Origin of the sequence: Nocardia cyriacigeorgica, assembly GCF_010868145.1 — a bacterium.
In the GTDB taxonomy this organism is placed as follows: Bacteria; Actinomycetota; Actinomycetes; order Mycobacteriales; family Mycobacteriaceae; genus Nocardia; species Nocardia cyriacigeorgica_D.
In genome coordinates this window covers 1-17,707 of record NZ_JAAGUY010000029.1, presented here as the reverse complement: position 1 = coordinate 17,707, position 17,707 = coordinate 1, and the positions used below count along the sequence as shown (strand labels likewise).

The window sequence follows — 17,707 nt, the reverse complement described above, 5'->3', positions numbered from 1 at the left end:
GGTCCCGAGCCGAATCGAGTCGGGACCACCGCGTGGGTGGCGCGTCGATCGTCGAGGCTCGGGTTATGGTCGAGGTCATGGCCAGTGGTAAGGGGGCGGCTGTCGAGCTGGATGTCGGGGACAGGGTGGTGCGTGTTTCCAACCCTGATCGGGTGTATTTCCCCGAATCCGGTGCCACCAAGCTCGATCTGGTGCAGTACTACCTGAGCGTCGGGGACGGGATCGTCAATGCGCTGCGGGATCGGCCGTGCATGTTGCATCGGTTTCCGAAGGGACTGGCTGGGGACAAGGTGCATCAGAAGCGGTTGCCTGCGGGTGCGCCCGATTGGGTGCCCACGGTGCGGGTGTTCTTCCCCCGCTATGGCAGGCATGCCGACGAGCTGTGCGTCTCCGAGCTGGCCGATGTTATTTGGGCGGTGCAGATGTCGACGGTGGAGTTCCATCCGTGGAATTCACGGCGCGCCGATACCGAAAGCCCCGACGAGTGGCGGATCGACCTGGATCCGATGCCCGACTGCCCGTGGTCGCGGGTGCAGCGGGTGGCCGGTGTGGTGCGGGAGGTGCTCGACGAGATCGGGGCGGTGGGCTGGCCGAAGACCTCGGGTGGGCATGGGTTGCACGTGTATGTCCGGATCGCGCCGGACTGGAGGTTTCAGGACGTTCGCCGCGCGGCGCTGGCCTTCGCCCGCGAGGTCGAGCGACGCGCACCCAAGGACGTGACTACCACTTGGTGGCGAAAGGACCGCGATCCACGACAGCTGTTCGTCGACTACAACCAGAACGCCCGCGACCACACCATCGCCGCCGCATACTCGGTGCGCGGCGTCCCCGAAGCCACTGTGTCCACCCCGGTGACCTGGGATGAGATCCCCGATATCCACCCACGCGATTTCACCATCGCCACCGTGCCCGCCCGCTACCACACGCTTGGCGACCTGCATGCGGGTATCGACGACGCCGTCTTCGAATTGGACCACCTGATCGAGTGGGCCGACCGGGACAAGGTCGAGCTGGACGAGGACGAGGACTGACCGGCAGCAGGCCGTTCACGTGACCGACCCCCCGGCCGGGCGCGAGACGAACCGATCGCCGGTTGCCGTGGAGATCGAGCGGCGTCCTGGTCACGCGACGACCCGAGTCCCGACGGTCCGCGAGTAAGTTCGGTCCGAGAACGGCCGCACGCGGGCGGCAGCGAGGGAACGGAGGAGGTTCGAGGATGAGCGGCACAGGTGTGGCGATCGCGATCGGCCCCGGTGAACAACCGATGCTCGAGCAGGCGGTGACCGATGCGGGCGCCCGCATCGCCGACCCGGCCGACGCCCGTGCTCTCATCTGGAACGGTCCACCGACGCAATTCCCGGATCGGCTCCCCTCCGGCATCGAATGGGTGCAACTGAACGCGGCCGGGGTCGAAGACTGGTTCGACGCCGGCGTCTTCGACCGCTTCCCTCGGGTCCGATTCACTTCCGCCGCAGGCACATACGCCGCCAGCGTCGCCGAGCACACGTTGATGTTGCTGCTGGCCGGAGTCCGTTATCTCCCAGAACATTTGCGGGCGAACCGCTGGCGGCAGCGGGAGTTCTTCCCGCATGTCGGTTCGCTGCGCGGCGCCACCGTCGCCATCGTGGGAGCCGGTGGGATCGGGCGCGCGCTCATCCCGATGTTGACGCCGCTGGGGGCGCGGATCATCGCGGTCAACCGGTCCGGACGTCCGATCGCCGGGCCTGGTACCCCCGATTCGGTGGAAACAGTGCGCGCCGACGATCTCGCAGGTGTGTGGTCCCGCACCGATCACGTGGTGATCGCGGCCCCGGCCACTGCCGAGACCCGCCATCTGGTCGGCGCGAAGGAGCTGGCGCAGCTGAAACCGACGTCCTGGGTGATCAATGTGGCGCGTGGCAGCCTCGTCGATACCGACGCGCTGGTCGAGGCGTTGCGTACCGACGTCATCGGCGGCGCGGGTCTCGACGTCACCGAGCCCGAACCGTTGCCCGACGGCCATCCGCTCTGGGAGCTGCCCAATGCCATTGTCACACCGCATGACTCGAATCCACCAGGGTTGCGGATGGCGGCATTCGCCCAGCATGTGACGGCGAACGTCACCCGTTTCGCCGCGGGCTCGGAGCTGTTGGCACCTATCGACCAGGAACACGGTTACTGACCGTCGCGCGGCGGTGTCCGGTGCAGCTGCCGGTGGGCGCTACACTCGGGCGGTCGACGGCCGTTGCGCCCGCCGGTCCGGCGCGCGGGTGGGGTTTGCGAGGAGGTGCACCGATGCCGAACTACCGCATCGATGACCTCGCACGCGCCGCAGGCACCACCACCCGCAATGTCCGCGCCTATCAGGAGCGCGGGCTGCTGCCCCCGCCGGTCGGGAAGAACGGCCGCGCCAGCATCTATGACGACACGCACCTGGAACGGCTGCGGTTGATCGACTCACTGCTGCAGCGTGGTTTCACCACCGCCCATATCGCCGATTTCATCACCAGCTGGGAGACCGGTAAGGATCTCACCGAGGTGCTCGGGCTGCAACACGCGGTGACGGCGACGTGGGCCAAGGAGGAGCCGTTCGAGGTGTCGCGGGAGCTGATCGGCTCCATCCTCGGGCCCGATACCGACGAGCTCGTCGAACAGTTGCGCCGGATGGGTCTGGTCCGCATCGACAACGACACCGTCGTTTTCACCGACACCCAGTTGCTGACTTCCTTCGCCGAACTCGACGAATACGGCCTCGACCTGCGCACTCTGATCAGCGTGCACACCAAGGTCGCCGCCCACATCGATGACATCACCAAGATCATGATCACCGCGGCGCGCAAACATATCGTCGACGAGCACGGTCCAGGCTGGCTACCGGAAACCAGTGAGGAGATCGCCCAGACGACGGCCATGCTCAACAAGATGCGCGAACTGAGCGTCGCATCCGTGCACAGCACCCTGGCCCGCTCGCTGGACACCAATCTCCGCCGTGAACTGGGTGAATACCTCGAAACCGCCGCCGATCGCGAACGCAAACGCACCGCGGCGAATTCGGATGAATCCGAGGGACGCCGGTAGCCGCTCGAGCGTCGATTTCCGTATGCCGGGACCTTGGCGGCCGTAATGTCTTCGGTAAGCGGATGCCGATGAATGGAGTCTCATGATCTCCGATCGAGCGAAAATGCCACCGCGGGCGCTGGTGCGGGTGGCGGAACGGGCACGCACTGTGATGGCTGCGGCGCACCGGCGGATGGTGCCCGGGCATGTGGCGCTGCTGGAGATGCTGGCGGCCGGATGGCTCACCCAGGCCATTCATGCCGCAGCGGATCTCGGGGTCGCCGACGCGCTGGCCGACGGACCACGCGACGGCGCCGACCTGGCGCAGGCGGTCGGAGCCGACGAGGACGCGCTGCATCGGCTGCTGCGGCTGCTGATCAGTCACGGCATTTTCACCAGGCGCCGCGACGGCAGGTACGCGCTCACGCCGATGGCGCAGGCTTTGCGGGCCGACTCCGTGGTCTCCCTGCGCGATGCCGCGCTGTTCTTCGGGTCGAAGATCCACCGGGACAACTGGACCCAGCTGGTGGACGTGGTGCGCAGCGGTGACGCGGTGGGCGGCACTGTCGACGGGATCCCGCTGTTCGACTATCTGCGCACCGACCGCGAGCTCGGTGCGCTGTTCGACCGCGCGATGACCAGTATCGATGATCTCGGCAGGCTGCCGCTGCTGTCGGCCTACGACTTCGGCCGCTATCGCACCCTCGTCGATGTGGGCGGCGGGCGCGGCGCATTGCTGACCGAGATCCTGCGGCGGGCACCGCAGTCGCGCGGCATCCTGTTCGATCTTCCGGAGGTGGTGGCCGACGCCCGGCCCCGGCTGACCGAGCTCGGGGTGGCCGACCGGTGTGCCGTTGTCGCGGGTTCGTTCTTCGATGCCGTTCCCGAAGGCGGTGACGCCTACCTGCTCAAGCATGTCATCCACGATTGGCCCGTCGATCAGGCCACGCGGATTCTGCGCAATGTCCGCGCTGCCATGTCGCCGCAGGCGCGGCTGTTGCTCATCGAGCTCGTCCTCCCCGACGACGCTCGCCCGCATCCGAGCAAGTACATCGATCTGGAGATGCTGGTCAACACCGGCGGTAGGGAACGTAACGCCGCCGAATACCGTGCGCTGCTGGCCGAATGCGGTTTCACTCTCGCCTCGGTCACCCCGACCCTGTCCCCGGAGAACGTGCTCGAAGCCGTCCCGGTGCGCTGAGCATCGGCCGGTCGATCCTGCTCAGCCCGGCACGACTGCCTGGCCGATGAGCGCCAGGTAGAGCGTGAGGATGAACAGCACCGCCGGTATCACCGGATAGTCCTCGTCCTGCGAGCGCAGGAAACGCCCGCCGCCGAGAAACGGAATCACCAGCAGCACCAGCGGAATCCAGCTGATCACCGCGCGTGCGCCGTCGTGCTCCCAGGGGCGGACCAGCACCAGATCGGCAGCGACAGCGACGATCGCGCAGCCGAGCGCCGCGCCCACCGATCCGACCGTGCCGAGTGTGTTGGAGTAGTACATCTCCCCCGGCCGCGGTGTCCGCGAGGTCTTACGCGCGAATTCGAACTGCAGGAAGGCACCGGCGAAGATGACCGCGGCAGCCGCCGCCTGCCAACCGGATTCGACCTCGCCGGTGTCGGTGGCAGACACCACGACATAGGCGGTGACCAGCAACTGCACCGGATAGGTCACCAGCAGATTCAGCAGAATACTGGTGCGGATCGGTTCGGAGAGCTGCTCCAGCCCCCACAGCCCGAGACCATAAACGAGCACCGCGGCGATGGCGACAGCCGAACCGACCGACAGCAGCAGGCTCGCCGCGATCGCACCGACCGCGATGACAGCCATCGCGGCACGCAGATCCAGTGCGGTGACCGCGCCCGTCACCAGCGGCCGATCCGGGTTGTGCACCCGGTCGTAGTCGAGGTCCTTCTGCTCGTCGACCATCCGCAGATACAGCAGCACGAACGCGACCACCACGATCCGCAGCGCCGTCGCCCAGGTGGGATGCCAGCTCGAATCCGGTTGGGTGACCAGCGCGGCAGTGCCTTCCAGCGCCAATACCCACAGCACGCCATAGAGCAGATAGTGCGGTTTGTACATCACGGCGGTGAAGCGCGCGATACGGACCACCGTGCCGATCGGGCCCGCCGGCGAGGTCATGGCCTCCGCCTGGGAAGGTGCTGTCCGGTCACGCACGCTCCCGCCCTCAGGCACCTGACTCACTCCGACTCCAGCGGTCCCACATGGTCACCTCGGCCGCCGGCGCCCGCCGGCCGGGGCTCGCATCGCCGGGCAGCAGATGCGCGACCGGCAGCATCGCCACCTGGGTCACCTCGTCGAACGGAATGTCGAGCAGCTCGGCGATCTCGCGTTCATAGGCCAGGTGCGCAGTGGTCAAGCAGGAGCCGAGGCCCCGATCGTGCAGTGCCAGCTGAAAATTCCACACGGCCGGATAGATCGACCCGAAGAAGCTGGCCAACAGCAACGATGAAGCCTCGGCCGGCGGACGGCCGAGCGAGCACACCACCACCAGTGCGGGCACCTCGTGTAGATGGGCGGCCAGGTATTGCCCGGAGGCGAGGTCGCCGAGCTGATCCGGGCGTGGAGTGCGCGCGGACAGGTAGGCAGCGAACCCCTTGCGGTAGTACTCGGCGATCTGCTGTTTGGTCGCTTCGTCCTGGACGACGAGGAACCGCCACGGCTGACGGTTCGTCCCGCTCGGCGCGTGTACCGCGATATCGAGGCACTCCAGCAGGTCTCGGCGCTCGACCGGGCGGGTCAGGTCCAGCCTGCGCCGGAAAGCACGTGTGGTGGTGAGCAGTTCGGCACCACCCATCACAGACCGGACCTATCGATCGAGGTATCCGATTCGGCGACGACGACGTCCTCGGCGAATTCGGCGTCCACGCGTGCCGCGACGGCGCCTGCCTGGTGGATCTCGCAGCGCACCACCGTGCGGTCGCCGGTGCGGGCGATGACCTCGGCCCGGCATTCCGCGGGACTGTCGAGTTCGACGAAGCGGTCGAAGGTGCTCGACACCCCCATGAGCCGGGGCGCTTGCGTGAGCACCATGGCCAGTGCGGTCTGTCTGCACGCCTCGATCAGCAGACTGCCGGGCACATGGTCGAGCGGATGATCGAACAGGATCGGGTGGCCGATATCGGGCACCAGCGTGGCGCAGGCGGTGTCGCCGTCGCTGCGCACCGGACCGACCACGACATTACGCCAGTTCTCCCGGCCCACCTCGGCGGCTTCGGCGCGCTCGGTCAGCGCGGACGCACCGACGAACGGCCCCAGACCGAGGCTGTCGCGGAATGCGCTGCGCATCCGGTCCCAGCGCCCGCCGGTGGTCCAGGAGAACGACCCGTCGACCGTCATCATCGGCACGCCGCCGCAGGAGATGTCGAGCACCATATCGACGCCGTGCATATCGGTCCCGTCGTGGTGTTTGCGTGGAACCCGCACGGCCATCACCAGATCGGCGGGGGCGAACCCGACATCCCACGCCGCGGTATCGGAGCCGGTGCCGTTGAACGTGCGTACCAGGAACGCCCGGTCGGTGGGGACGGCATAGAACTCGTGGGTCAGTGCGATCGCCGCCTGTCGCGCGGCTTCCATCACCACCAGCGGATCGTGGCGAAGGGCGAGGGTGCCCGCGTGGTCGCCGTAGTAGGAGTGCATGCGCGGTAGCTGCGCACCGGCGACGAATTGGTCCTCACCGACAGTGTCGAGCGAGGTGACGAACACCTCGGAGACCGCGCAGCGGTGCGCAAGCTCTCGGGAGATGGTGCGAACATGCGATGCGGTGTTGTCGGCGTTCACTGTCTCGACGCTCACGGCCGGCCCTCCAACCAGTCGGATGCGGACACCGGGCGCAACGTTTGTGGTTGCGTCCCCACCCGCATGGGTAGTACATAGGACCCGAGCACGATCACCGACCACGGGTCGAGCTCGACGCCCCGATCCCATGCCGTAGCCAGCAACCGTGCGCAGTCGGTATCGGACTCGGGGTCGAATCCGCTGGGGAGAGCGACGTTCGCGCGCTCCAGTTCGTCGGCCAACCTGCGGGCGGCCTCGGCCCGGCCGAAGTCACGGGCGGGGGTACTCGCGTAGAGGTCTGCGGCCAGTTCGGCGGCCTCGGTGGATCGGTCCACGCCTGCGGCCGCGTGGGTGAGCACCTCGGCGCGGCGAGTTTCGTCGAACAGGATCGACAGCTCACGCAATACGTCGGCGGGGTCGTCGGGCGAGTGCACCAGATTCAGCAGGTAGCTGTGCCGCCCGAGCAGGTGCCGCAGTTCGCCCGGCTGCCGTTTGCGCGGGTCGGTCGGGCCCTTGGCGTCGGTCAGCCGGACCGGGACGGGCAGCTCGGCGTCCTCCGCGGCGACAACGAGCACCAGCACATCGCAGATGCCGACCAGCAGATCGGCCAGTCGCCGCCGCTCGGTCGAAGCGATGTTCCAGGAGTAGTACCAGAGCGCACGGGCCAGCAGCCGGTCGGCGGGCACGCGGTCGGCATCGACGACCCGGAATCCGTTGTCGGACAGCCACGCCAGCGTCGGCTTCACCGAACGTGCCACAATGGCATCGGGTTTGAGCAACAGCAGGGAGTGCTCCCTGGCGAACTTCGCCGCATCCACTCCGGCCCGGTCGAGCTGATCGACACTTTCTTGCACATAGGTGTCACCCAGGTAGGCGCGCACCTTCTCCGGCTGGGTGGTCAGTGCGCTCAGCAGCTCGCGCAGTTGCTCGCTCATCCACCCACCCCACCGAAACCGTTGCCGGCCAGCACATCCTCGATCGAGGGCAGCGGGACCCCGAGATAGCCGGATTCCAGACAGTAGTCGAGCAAAATGCGCAGGTACTCCTTACCGGTGGCCGGTGACCGACGACCCAGCAGCACATCGGCGTTCTCGGTGTCGAAGACCAGCCTGCGCCGGAAGTAGCTGGTGTAGAGCGAGCCGATGCGCCGGTAGTACTCGCGTTCGATCGGCGCGAGATCGGATTCGGCGAAGCTCGTCTCCGGTACGAAGGTCGCCACCTCGAACGATGGGTACTCGGCCAGCACGTCGGAAACCTCGCGCAAAGACAAGGTGTCGCGGCCGAGCGCGTGCAGGGTGCGCCCGGACGCCGAATCGAAGTCGAGGACGGCCGCGGCGACCACGTCGGCCACATGGTCCACCGGCGCCAGCGACAGCGTCGCGTCGTAGCGGCCCGGCAGTGACCGCAGCTTGCCCTCCACCATCAGTTTCACCACGGTGTAGAGGTTCTTGTACTCGCGGATGACGCCGGTATCGCTCGCACCGGTGACGATGCCAGGTCGCACGATCGCCCACTGCAGGCCGCGCTCAGTGGCCGCGTGCACCAGCTGTTCGGCGCGGAACTTGCTGTCCTCATAGCCGTTGCCGAACCCGTGCCCGGCCTCGAGTTCGTCCTCCCGAATCGTGCCGCCACGCATCCCGCACACGTAGGCGGTACTGACATGCACCAGCGGCACCTGCCAGCGCAACGCGAGCTCGATCGCATTGGCCGTACCCGCGATATTGAGCTGCTCGTAGTCGGTATCGGTCGCGTCGAAGGCGGTGGTGGCCGCGCAGTGCACGATCACGCCGACCCGCTCGGCCAAGTCCTCGGCGTCGCGGTCGGCGAGACCGAATCCGGCGGCCCGGATATCCCCGGCGACCGACGTTCCCGGTTCGAGCGGGGTGCCGTCGTTGCGGATGACCTCACCGTTGCGGTGCAGTATCGCGGCGATGGGACGGCCGGCCGCAGCCAGCCTGGCCACCACTTCGGCGCCGACCAAACCGGTCGCGCCGGTGACGAGGGCGGTATCGCGGTCACTCATGATCGGCTGTCCAAACTGCCACTGATCAGGGCGATGACCTCACCGACGCGGCGAACACCGGCCAGTTCTTCGGGTCGATACCGTGGCAGCTCGAAGGCGCGCTCGAGCACGACGGTCAGTTCCATCAGCCGCAGCGAATCGAAACCCATGTCCTCCATGAGCCGCTGGTCATCGGCCATGGCGGCGTCCTGGTCCGGCGCCATGGCACGGATGAGGGCGCGCACCCGGTCGGCGACGGCGGTGTCGGTGGCGGTCATGACGGCTCGCTTTCGCGTAGATGGGGTTGCTGACCACCGGTGGTCAGCAGGTCACGGGCCTCGTCAAGGGGCAGATCGGTATCGAGGTAGCCGGCGATGCGTAACCAGTCGTAGCCGATCGCGAGGGTGCGCCGCCATTGTTCACGCGAATCGAAGGAGGCGGGGAAGTCGGCACCACCGGCGACCGCGCGCACCAGGACCACGAAATCGTCGATCGTGGCGAACCCGGCCATCGCATCGGCGCCGGCGGCGAGTGCCGCCGAGAACTGCACCGCCTGCGCGGATTCCAACGCATCCATCAGCTCACCACGACGCCCTGCGTGCGGCGGCAGCAGCCGCCGCACCGTCTCGACCGGCGCCACATCAGCGGGCAACGGGTGGATACCGAACGCCGACAACAGCACCCGTACCGCCATGGCGATCATCCGGTGTGCGGCGATATCGGCGACGCCGCCCTGCGCGTTCTTCACCGCACCCGCCAGATCTTCGCGGGCGTTCTCCAGCACGATGTTCGACCACACCAGGTTCATCGCGCATTCGGTGAACCGCGGCGCGGGCAGCGGTGACAGCGTCGCAACCGGCTCGGTGCTCACCGCACCGGTCACTCCCAGCGCTGGCGCCGCCCACGACGGCACCGGCGTGTAGGGCCGCAACGGTTTACACATCGCCAGCGCTGGTTCGATGGATTCACCACCGCGCCACTGCAATCCGACCACGCCGAGGCGCAGGAACTCGGCGAGCTCGGCGCGAATATCGGTGCTCGCGCGGCCAAGGACCGCGGCGAGGGAATGCCGGAACACCACCGACCGCCAGGCGCGGCCGCCGCGTTCGGACAGGACGAAGACGTCCTCATCGCCGCGGATGACGTGGATGCGCTCGCCGATCTTCCAGGTGGTGACCCCGGGGACGCGCGCGAACAGGATCTGATCCGCGTCGTCGGTGACATCGGTGACGCCGAGATCGGCGGCCAGTTCGAGGACCTGATCCCAGCACACACGCTGCTCGAGTGCGCGTTTTGCCGCCGCGCCGAGGATGCCCTGCGGCCGTGCCGATCCGACCTCTGCACCGGCGGGCTCCCCGGTCGCGCAGGCGATCGCCGGTCGGCCGACGGGTGCGAGCAGGTCCTGGAACCGGGTGATCCGGTCGTCGGTGCCGATGCGGGTCAACTGCTGTGGCAACCATTTGGTTTCGAGATATGTCTCGTTCACGCCTGCCGCCCAGGACTTCATCGCCTGACGCAGACCGTCCTCGGCCCAGTCACGGGCTTCGGTGTCAGCGCCGAGGGTGCGCAACGCCACCGCATAGCGCAGTGCCTGACGGGCACGAGCGGCCCACCAGTCGGCGAGCCGTGCGGCGAAGGTGGTGTGCGGCAGCAGCGCGCGCAGTTCGGCGATATCCGGGGCGCCGGGGCGTACGAGGGTGGCGCGCAGGAACCGCTGGCAGCGGTTGAGCAGATCTTCGTCGAGGGTGGTGACATCTGCGGCCGCGACCACGGCCTCCAGTTGCTGCCGCAGCTGGGCATGGGAGCGGGTGCGGACCTCGACCCGGCGGCCGTCGATGAACAGCACCGTCGGCAGGGTCGGCATCTGTTCGGACCCCGGTGCGACAACCAGGAAATCGACGTCGGAGCCCTCGTTACCGAAACCCTCGGCCAGTGAGCCCTCGAACAGCACCGCCGAATCGGCCGGGATGGATACCTGCGCCAAGGCGGCGTCGAGGAGTTCGCGGGTGCGGTCGGCGGGCAGGGTCGGCGTGGGCGTTTCGGCCTCGACCGGAGTAGCGGCGACGTTATCGGCGGTACCCGCCGACGCCGTGCCATCCGCCTCGTGCACCACCGCGCCTTCCAGAGCACCGTCGGCGAACAGCTGCCACATGTGACGACGCCGTGGTTTGCCGCTGGACGTGCGCCGGATCAGCCCGCGTGGACCGGTGACGACGGTGACCGTCTGCGCGGGACCGAGTTCGCCGCGAATGATCTTGCGCGCCTCGGTGATCCACCCCCCGGGTGCGGATTCGGCGAACAGCGCGATCCCTTGCGATCCCGCTTCGGTGATCGCCACCGCGGCCAGTTTGCCCTTCGTGATCCCGGCCTCCTGCGCGACCCGCGATTCGATGTCCTCCATGAACACCGAACGGCCGCGCACCTTCAGGCTCGAACCCATCCGGCCGAGGACGAAAACCTCGCCGCGATGCAGGAATCCGGCGTCGCCGGTGCAGAGCACGCCGTTCTCGATCCGGGTGGACGATCCCGGGCTCGGCGGGCCGGAGTAGCCGAGCGCGACCGAATCTCCGACCACCGCCATCTCACCGAGTGTTCCGTCGGGCAGGTCGTTGCCCTCCTCGTCGACCACCCGCACCGTCGATTCGGGCGTCGAATAGCCGAGGCCGGTGATCCAGCCCGCCCCGTCCACCCGGTGGGTGTCATCGAGCGGTTCTTCGGCGAGCACCGAAACCGGCAGGCCGAATCGCAGGGCGGCGTTGTCCACCCGCAGCGCCGTCACCGGGCGGCGGCGCGCCGACGACGTCACCATCAGTGTCGCCTCTGCCAGCCCGTAGGCCAGTGTGTAGGCGTTCATCGAAAACCCGCGGGGTCCGGTGAGTTCGGCGAAGGACTGAAGATCGGCGACCTCCACCGGCTCCGAACCGACGGCGAGGGTGCGCCAGCCGGACAGATCCAGGTCGGCGATGTCCTCCGGCCGCACCCTGTGCGCCACGTAGCCGAGCGCGAACGACGGCGACGGCGAATGCTGGGCCCGGGTCATCGCCCGCAACCACCGGATCGGGTCACGGACGAACTGGTCCGGCCGCATCAGGTACAGCTCGCCCTGGTTGGTGACGGTGGTCAAGAACGCCCCGACCAGGCCCATGTCGTGGTACAGCGGCAACCACGACACCATCGCCTCACCGGGATGCCAGTCGATGAGCTGCGAAATCATGGCGATGTTGTTGGCCAGGTTGCGCCAGCTGACCCGCACTCCGCGCGGGGTGCCGGTGGAACCGGAGGTGAATTGCAGCAGCGCACAGGGGTCCGGCGCGCCGAACACCCGTTCCGCAGGTGCGGGCGGCAACGTCGCCGGGTCGATGACGACCGGTTCGTCGGTGCGGCCGGCTTCCACCACGGCACGGCGCGCGAGCTGTTCGAACTCGACCGAGGTCACAACGACACGTGGCTGTGCCTGCTCCAGGATCGCGGCCACATGGCTGATGTACTGGTCGATATCACCGAACATCGGCGGCGCGACCGGCGTGAACACACCGCCGCACGCCCACACCGCGTAGAACGCGGCCGTGCACGGGAATCCGGTCGGCATGACGACGCAGGCGCCGTCACCGCTGCCCATACCGTGCTCGCGCATCAGCTCCGCGATGGACCAGGTGAGGTCCGCCAGTTCGGCGTAGCTGCGGTAGTCCCAGCCGTCGGCCTCGTCGGCGAAATGGATACCGGTGTCCGCATCCGGGGAGACGAGCCACTGGCGAACCGTCGCAACGTATTCGGCCTCACTCATCGTCCGATGCTCCTCCGGACAGCACCGTCACCGTCCCGTTGGTTCCGTCCACCCGTATATGCATGCCCGTCCGTATTCGCTTGGTGATGTCTTTGACTTGAACGACCGTCGGCACGCCGAGTTCACGTGCCACGATTGCGACGTGGGTGAGCGGGCTGCCCCGCTCTATCACCAGCGCCGACGCGGACGGCAGCGCCGCCACCCAGCCGGGGTCGGTGCGGTAGGCGATCAGGATGCCACCGGCGACGTCACGGGGCTCGTCCACCACAACCGCTGCGCCCTCGACTACACCGGAGGCCGACGGCGTGCCTGCCAGGACGGTACCCGTCGTCGCGGGCGGAGTGTCGGTCACCGGAACCCAGCCCTGGGAAGCCAGCTCCTGTCGGCCGAACGTGGATCCGATGGTGGTGAACCGCGCCGGAGCTACGAGCTCGGCATCTTTGGCGCGCTGCACCTTTCGCGCGGTGACCAGATCACGCAGGTCGGCCGTGTCAGCGCCTTCGTAGCTTCCGCGCAGCTCGTCGACGGTCAGGTAGAACACGTCGGAGAACTCGTCGATGATCCCGCGTGCGGCGAGATCCCGGCCCATCACCCGGATCATCCGCTTCACCATGCCGAACGCCCTTGTCCGGCAGAACCGCAACCGTTCCCGATGCGCTGCGCATCGAGATACTTTGGCGCGCAACCGTTCATAGATCCGCCTGCGGAATCCGTTCAGACGTGCGTCGAGGTAGGAGTCAGCCTCGGCGCCGCGATCGGGCTGCTGCCCGGCCTGACCGACCCGGCCGAGGGCGCTGCGCAGCATGACGAAGAGACTCGCCGGATCCTCGCGCAGATCGGGCGTTTCCAGTTTCAGTTCGTCCAGGCTGCGGTAGCCGTAGCGGTCGATATAGGCCTCGACTTCGGCGCGGAACCCCGCGTAGGCGTCGGAGCCGTGCAGCTTCCGGTAGATCTGTTGCGGCTCGGTCGAATTGATGAGGGCGGTCAGTTCCGGGTCGGCGTGCACGGTCTCGGCCATCGCCGTCAGGGCTCGTGCCGGTTCCGCCGATTCGACGTCGGCGCCCGGCCCGACGACCGCGTACAGGAACCATTCGGGTGCCTTCGGCAGGAAGAGCTTGGTGAGCAGGAACATCGCGCCGGTGCAGGTGAGCAGGATCGCGTCGAGCACCATGAGCGGCCCCCAGCGCTGGACCAGATCGCGATCAACCCTGCGGTAGGCCGCGTAGGCCTGCTCACCGGTCAGGGTCGTGTAATCGATGGCCTCGTACTCGTCGTAGACACGGTAGAACTCGGTGAAGAATTGCTCGACCATGTCGTCGATACCGAACAGTCTGCGCAGATACGTGACGGTGGTGACGGTCCTGGACCGGACGCGGGCGGCGCTGGTGCGGAAGGTGTAGGGCCGCAGCGTTTTCGCGATCTCGTCGGCGAGTGGCTCGTCCACACCGAGGGCGGCCTCGAGGACCTTGCGATTGAGCGGATAGCCCGGCGCGATACCGACCATCCGGTACCAGTGCAGCAGGTTGTAGTACACGCGGCCGTGAAAGTAGCCGAGCAGGACCGGTGTCCATTCGTCGGTCTGGCGCAATTGCTCGGCCGGTACCTTCAGCGATTCGGCGTAGCCGCGATAGACCCGGCCGTAGATATCGGCGGCGGTGGTGTAGGTCAGCGGTGAGGTGATACCGCTGAAGCTTTCGATGATGTTCGAGTTGTCCCAGATCCGGGTCTGCCCGTCGGGAACGTCTTCACCGGCGCCGCGGATCAGCGAGGCGTCCGCGATCGCCCGGTCCGCGGCCACCGCCGCCAGTGCGGTGGTGATGGGACGAGCCTGCAGAAACCAGATGCCGTCATCGTCGATGGCCCATTCGATGTCCTGCGGTGCGCCGAGCGCGGCCTCGAGTTTGCGGCCGAGCTCGGCGAGGGCGGCGATCTCCGATTCGGTCAAGGCCAGGCGTGCGCGGCGCGCTGCGTCGACGTCGCTCGTTGTCGAGCCCTGGACGTCGTCGGGCAGGAACGCCCGGTCCTTGTCGCCTATGACGGTGTCCAGTACCACGCCGGAGCGGTCAACGACCACCGAATCGGCGTCGACGGCACCCGACACCAAACCCTCACCCAAGCCGTATACGGCGCTGATCACCAGCTCATCGACCGACCCGCTCACCGGGTTGGCGGTGAACATCACCCCGCTGATCCGCGCGGGTACCAGCCGCTGCAACACCACCGCGACGGCCGCGACCCGCGGCTGATCGTGCGCGAACGCGTAGTCGATCGACCGCTGCGAGAACGCCGATGCCCAGCAGGCACGCACCCGGTCGGCCACGGCGTCCTCGCCGTTGACATTGAGGAACGAATCGAACTGACCTGCATACGAATGCGCAGGCCCGTCCTCGGCCGCAACCGAGGATCGCACCGCGATCGACGCCCCGCCGAGACGGCGATAACCGTCGGCGATCAGCTCGGCGACATCGGCGGGCAGGGCCGCGGAATCGATCGCTGTCCGCAACGCCGCGCCGGCAGCCGATGCCGTCTCGGGCGTGTCGGCGGCGGCGAACGCCTCGATATGCTTGCCCAAGCCCGCACCGGCAACGAATGCGTCGAAGACATCGGTGCCGAGCACCGTCCACTCCGGCACCGCGAAACCGCTGTTGTGCAGGGTGTGCAATCCGCGGGCCTTACCGCCTGCCAAGGCCGTGACGGCCCCCGAGTCGGTCCACGGTCCGAGCAGCTGCACGCTTCCTCCCAACGCTGCCGGCAGTGCCGGGCAGCTCATATTTCTCGGCCCTCCGTGATCGCGGGGCCCGCGACCGAGTTAATCCGAGCATTGTCTGTATATCCGAGAATTGACCATGGTGTTAGCTCACAATCCTCGGGTGCCCCCGCAGTGTCGAGCTGTCCGACTTCGATCGCACCCTCTTATGTCGCGCCTACTAAGCTGTCGGGCAGCGTCGGTGGGTGCGGTGAGGATGTGATCGGGTCGTGAGTTGGACGTTCACTCCGGACGAGTTCGCCCATATCTGGCGCGAAACCGACCAGGACCGTCACCCGTATCCGCTGCGCATCCTGGAGACACCGCGCACCGAACACGAGGCCGAGACGCTGCGCGCCGAGCTTGCCACCCGGCTGCCGCTGGGCACCGACCCGGATCTGTCGGCCTGCCTGCGCATTCTCGCCGCACCGCATACCCGAATCGTCGCTATCGGCGGCGGACACACCGCGGGCAGCGAAATCCGTCTGCTGGCCACCGCGGTCTTCGATCGCGCGGTGCTCGCCGTCCAGGAACCCGGCCGCACACCGGACTTCGGTGGGCAGGTGCGGATATCGATCGGGCACAGTGCCAAACTCGGTGCACGGATCGCCGCGCTGCTGCCCAAGACCCCCGCCGGGCGCGAGCCCGCACGGGCAGCGGCGGCAGACGCGATCCGCGACGACGAGGTCGTCATCGCCACCCAGCGCGCGGCGCTGCCTATCCGGCGGCTACTGCTGAAACCACACACCGCCGAAGGACATATCCGGATCGAGCCACGCTTGGACCGCCCCACTCCACCCGCACCGGTCCACTACACCTGGATCGATGTCGAGGGCGACGGCCGCTACTTGATCAAAGCCGGTGACACCGTGCATATCGTGCCCGCGGGCACTGAACAGCTGGCCGCGCAACTGCAGAAGCGGGTGCCTTCCTGATGCCCATGACCCCCTGACCGGTGACCTCGATTGCGACTACTCTGAATCGGACCGACGGAGGGGACAGCGATGACGATCGAGACCAGCCGAACCGAAATCGCCCGTTTTCGGCAAGCGGCGCACGCGGGCACAGTCAAGTTCGATCCGGCCGCGGCGCGGCGCTGCGCCGAACTCTACGACCATCAGGTCGATCGCCTGCTACACCTGCAACAACGGCTGGAATCGGTGGCCGAGCCGCGCGGATTCGGCGGACTCGTCTCGGCACAGCAACTGCAGGCCGGATTCGGTCACAAGGCCCGCGACGCTGCGGCGCTGCTCGATCACTACATCGAGGCCGCCTACCGGATGAAAGAGGCGTTCCTGATCAGCGGCGGACTCTACGAAGAAGCCGACGCCGCCAACGCCGCAGCGATCCGTGCGATCGAGTCGAGGCTGCCCCGATGAGCGGCACCGACCCCGAATACATCAGCGCCATGGAACACTTCGAGTCGATGCGGCACGAGGAGATCTACGCGAAAACCCAGGAGATCGACGCGGCCGCGATCCTGCAGACCTCTGCCGCCTGGCTGGAAGCCGCGGCAGGCCTGTCGACGTCGTTCCCGCTCACCCGCGACAGCGTGGATCGAGTGATGGATTCGATGGACTGGGAAGGTGCCGCCGCCGATGCCGCCCACGCCAGCGCCCGCAGTTTCGCCGCGTCGGTGGACGACCTGGCCGGGGTCCTCGGCCAGGTCGGCGCCAGGATCGGCGGGGTCGCCGCGGCGGCGGAGGCGGTCAAGCTCGCTGTCGTGCCGCCCGGTGGATCGGGTCCCATCGGCGCCATCGCCAAGCTGCTGGAAGCCGCCAACGTCATCGATGCGCAGATGGCCCAGGAAGCGTTGCGTCAGGAAGCCGTGCTGGCAATGAACATGATCTACAAGCCGGCTTATGGGCTGGCGGGGTCCGGGGTGCCCGCATTGCCCGCGCCGCCGGGAGCGCCAGGGGTCCCGGCGGCACCGGCAACTCCGCCACAGCCGTTGCGCGGGGACCCGGCCGCGCCCCCGAACGGTTCCGCTCCGTCGAATCCCGCACCGGACCAGGATGATCCGGGTGCCACCGCACCCCGGTCCACGTCACCGGAAACCGGCACCCAGTCCCCGCAGCCACCTAGCCTGAACACCCCTCCCTCCACTGAGCGCCCGCAGGGCGGGACGGCGCCCGCTCCGCCCACACAGCAGGCGCCGTCCCAACCCGTGCCGCCACCGGCCGCACCCCCGCCGATCGCGCCTCCGTTGCCCGTTCCCACACCGTCCGAACCACCGCTTCCAGTCCCTCCACCGGCCCAACCGCCGCCGAGGCCCCGGCCGAGCAGCAGGCGAGCACCGCGACCGAGCCGTCCACACCGGAGCCGGCCGAGCCC

Annotated in this window: 15 protein-coding genes; 7 read left to right on the top strand and 8 right to left on the bottom strand. The window is 67.8% G+C overall.

All coding sequences use genetic code 11. From position 1 onward, the window contains the following. Positions 1 to 77: 77 nt before the first annotated feature. The 4 genes from ligD to GV792_RS24700 all read left to right on the top strand — a co-directional run bounded on the left by ligD (position 78) and on the right by GV792_RS24700 (position 4,237). On the top strand, positions 78 to 1,031 hold the full coding sequence (gene ligD, locus GV792_RS24715) for a non-homologous end-joining DNA ligase (protein WP_163826912.1): 954 nt from the start codon (positions 78 to 80) through the stop codon (positions 1,029 to 1,031). Positions 1,032 to 1,216: 185 nt separating this feature from the next. Then, complete coding sequence (locus GV792_RS24710; protein WP_163826910.1) at positions 1,217 to 2,161, top strand: D-isomer specific 2-hydroxyacid dehydrogenase family protein; 945 nt, start codon at positions 1,217 to 1,219, stop codon at positions 2,159 to 2,161. Between the two features lie 113 nt (positions 2,162 to 2,274). Further along, entirely contained in the window at positions 2,275 to 3,057 is a 783-nt protein-coding gene (locus tag GV792_RS24705; RefSeq protein ID WP_163826908.1) for a MerR family transcriptional regulator, read from the top strand. A gap of 82 nt (positions 3,058 to 3,139) precedes the next feature. Next, positions 3,140 to 4,237: a methyltransferase gene (locus GV792_RS24700; RefSeq protein ID WP_163826906.1), complete on the top strand. Its 1,098-nt coding sequence runs from the start codon at positions 3,140 to 3,142 to the stop codon at positions 4,235 to 4,237. Between the two features lie 21 nt (positions 4,238 to 4,258). Here GV792_RS24700 and GV792_RS24695 read toward each other — a convergent pair whose 3' ends face one another. From GV792_RS24695 to GV792_RS24660, 8 genes are read right to left on the bottom strand one after another with little or no spacing between them, the layout of a single operon-like run. Continuing rightward, complete coding sequence (locus tag GV792_RS24695) at positions 4,259 to 5,182, bottom strand: hypothetical protein (protein ID WP_163826904.1); 924 nt, start codon at positions 5,180 to 5,182, stop codon at positions 4,259 to 4,261. Positions 5,183 to 5,228: 46 nt separating this feature from the next. Continuing rightward, positions 5,229 to 5,858: a nitroreductase family protein gene (locus GV792_RS24690; RefSeq protein ID WP_163826902.1), complete on the bottom strand. Its 630-nt coding sequence runs from the start codon at positions 5,856 to 5,858 to the stop codon at positions 5,229 to 5,231. After that, the gene (locus GV792_RS24685; RefSeq protein WP_163826900.1) at positions 5,858 to 6,859 is read right to left on the bottom strand and encodes a ScbA/BarX family gamma-butyrolactone biosynthesis protein; all 1,002 of its coding nucleotides are present in this window, start codon (positions 6,857 to 6,859) and stop codon (positions 5,858 to 5,860) included. Before GV792_RS24685 ends, GV792_RS24690 begins: the two co-directional genes overlap by 1 nt. Continuing rightward, positions 6,856 to 7,776 (bottom strand): nucleoside-diphosphate kinase, encoded by a 921-nt coding sequence (locus GV792_RS24680; protein ID WP_163826898.1) that lies wholly within the window; start codon positions 7,774 to 7,776, stop codon positions 6,856 to 6,858. Before GV792_RS24680 ends, GV792_RS24685 begins: the two co-directional genes overlap by 4 nt. Continuing rightward, positions 7,773 to 8,864 carry an SDR family oxidoreductase gene (locus GV792_RS24675; protein WP_163826895.1) on the bottom strand — a complete coding sequence of 364 codons (1,092 nt, stop codon included), beginning with the start codon at positions 8,862 to 8,864 and terminating at the stop codon, positions 7,773 to 7,775. Before GV792_RS24675 ends, GV792_RS24680 begins: the two co-directional genes overlap by 4 nt. After that, entirely contained in the window at positions 8,861 to 9,121 is a 261-nt protein-coding gene (locus GV792_RS24670; protein ID WP_163826892.1) for an acyl carrier protein, read from the bottom strand. Before GV792_RS24670 ends, GV792_RS24675 begins: the two co-directional genes overlap by 4 nt. Beyond that, on the bottom strand, positions 9,118 to 12,627 hold the full coding sequence (locus GV792_RS24665; protein ID WP_163826890.1) for an AMP-binding protein: 3,510 nt from the start codon (positions 12,625 to 12,627) through the stop codon (positions 9,118 to 9,120). Before GV792_RS24665 ends, GV792_RS24670 begins: the two co-directional genes overlap by 4 nt. Next, positions 12,620 to 15,358: a phosphoenolpyruvate synthase gene (locus tag GV792_RS24660; RefSeq protein ID WP_309138627.1), complete on the bottom strand. Its 2,739-nt coding sequence runs from the start codon at positions 15,356 to 15,358 to the stop codon at positions 12,620 to 12,622. The genes GV792_RS24665 and GV792_RS24660 overlap by 8 nt, the downstream gene beginning before the upstream one ends. A gap of 245 nt (positions 15,359 to 15,603) precedes the next feature. Here GV792_RS24660 and GV792_RS24655 point away from each other — a divergent pair, with 245 nt between their 5' ends. The 3 genes from GV792_RS24655 to GV792_RS24645 all read left to right on the top strand — a co-directional run. After that, positions 15,604 to 16,308, top strand: a complete 705-nt coding sequence (locus GV792_RS24655; protein WP_163826886.1) for an ESX secretion-associated protein EspG — start codon at positions 15,604 to 15,606, stop codon at positions 16,306 to 16,308. Between the two features lie 69 nt (positions 16,309 to 16,377). Further along, positions 16,378 to 16,752 (top strand): hypothetical protein, encoded by a 375-nt coding sequence (locus GV792_RS24650; RefSeq protein WP_163826884.1) that lies wholly within the window; start codon positions 16,378 to 16,380, stop codon positions 16,750 to 16,752. After that, the coding region (locus GV792_RS24645; RefSeq protein WP_163826882.1) for a hypothetical protein at positions 16,749 to 17,707 on the top strand (959 nt) is incomplete at its 3' end. The genes GV792_RS24650 and GV792_RS24645, both read left to right, overlap by 4 nt.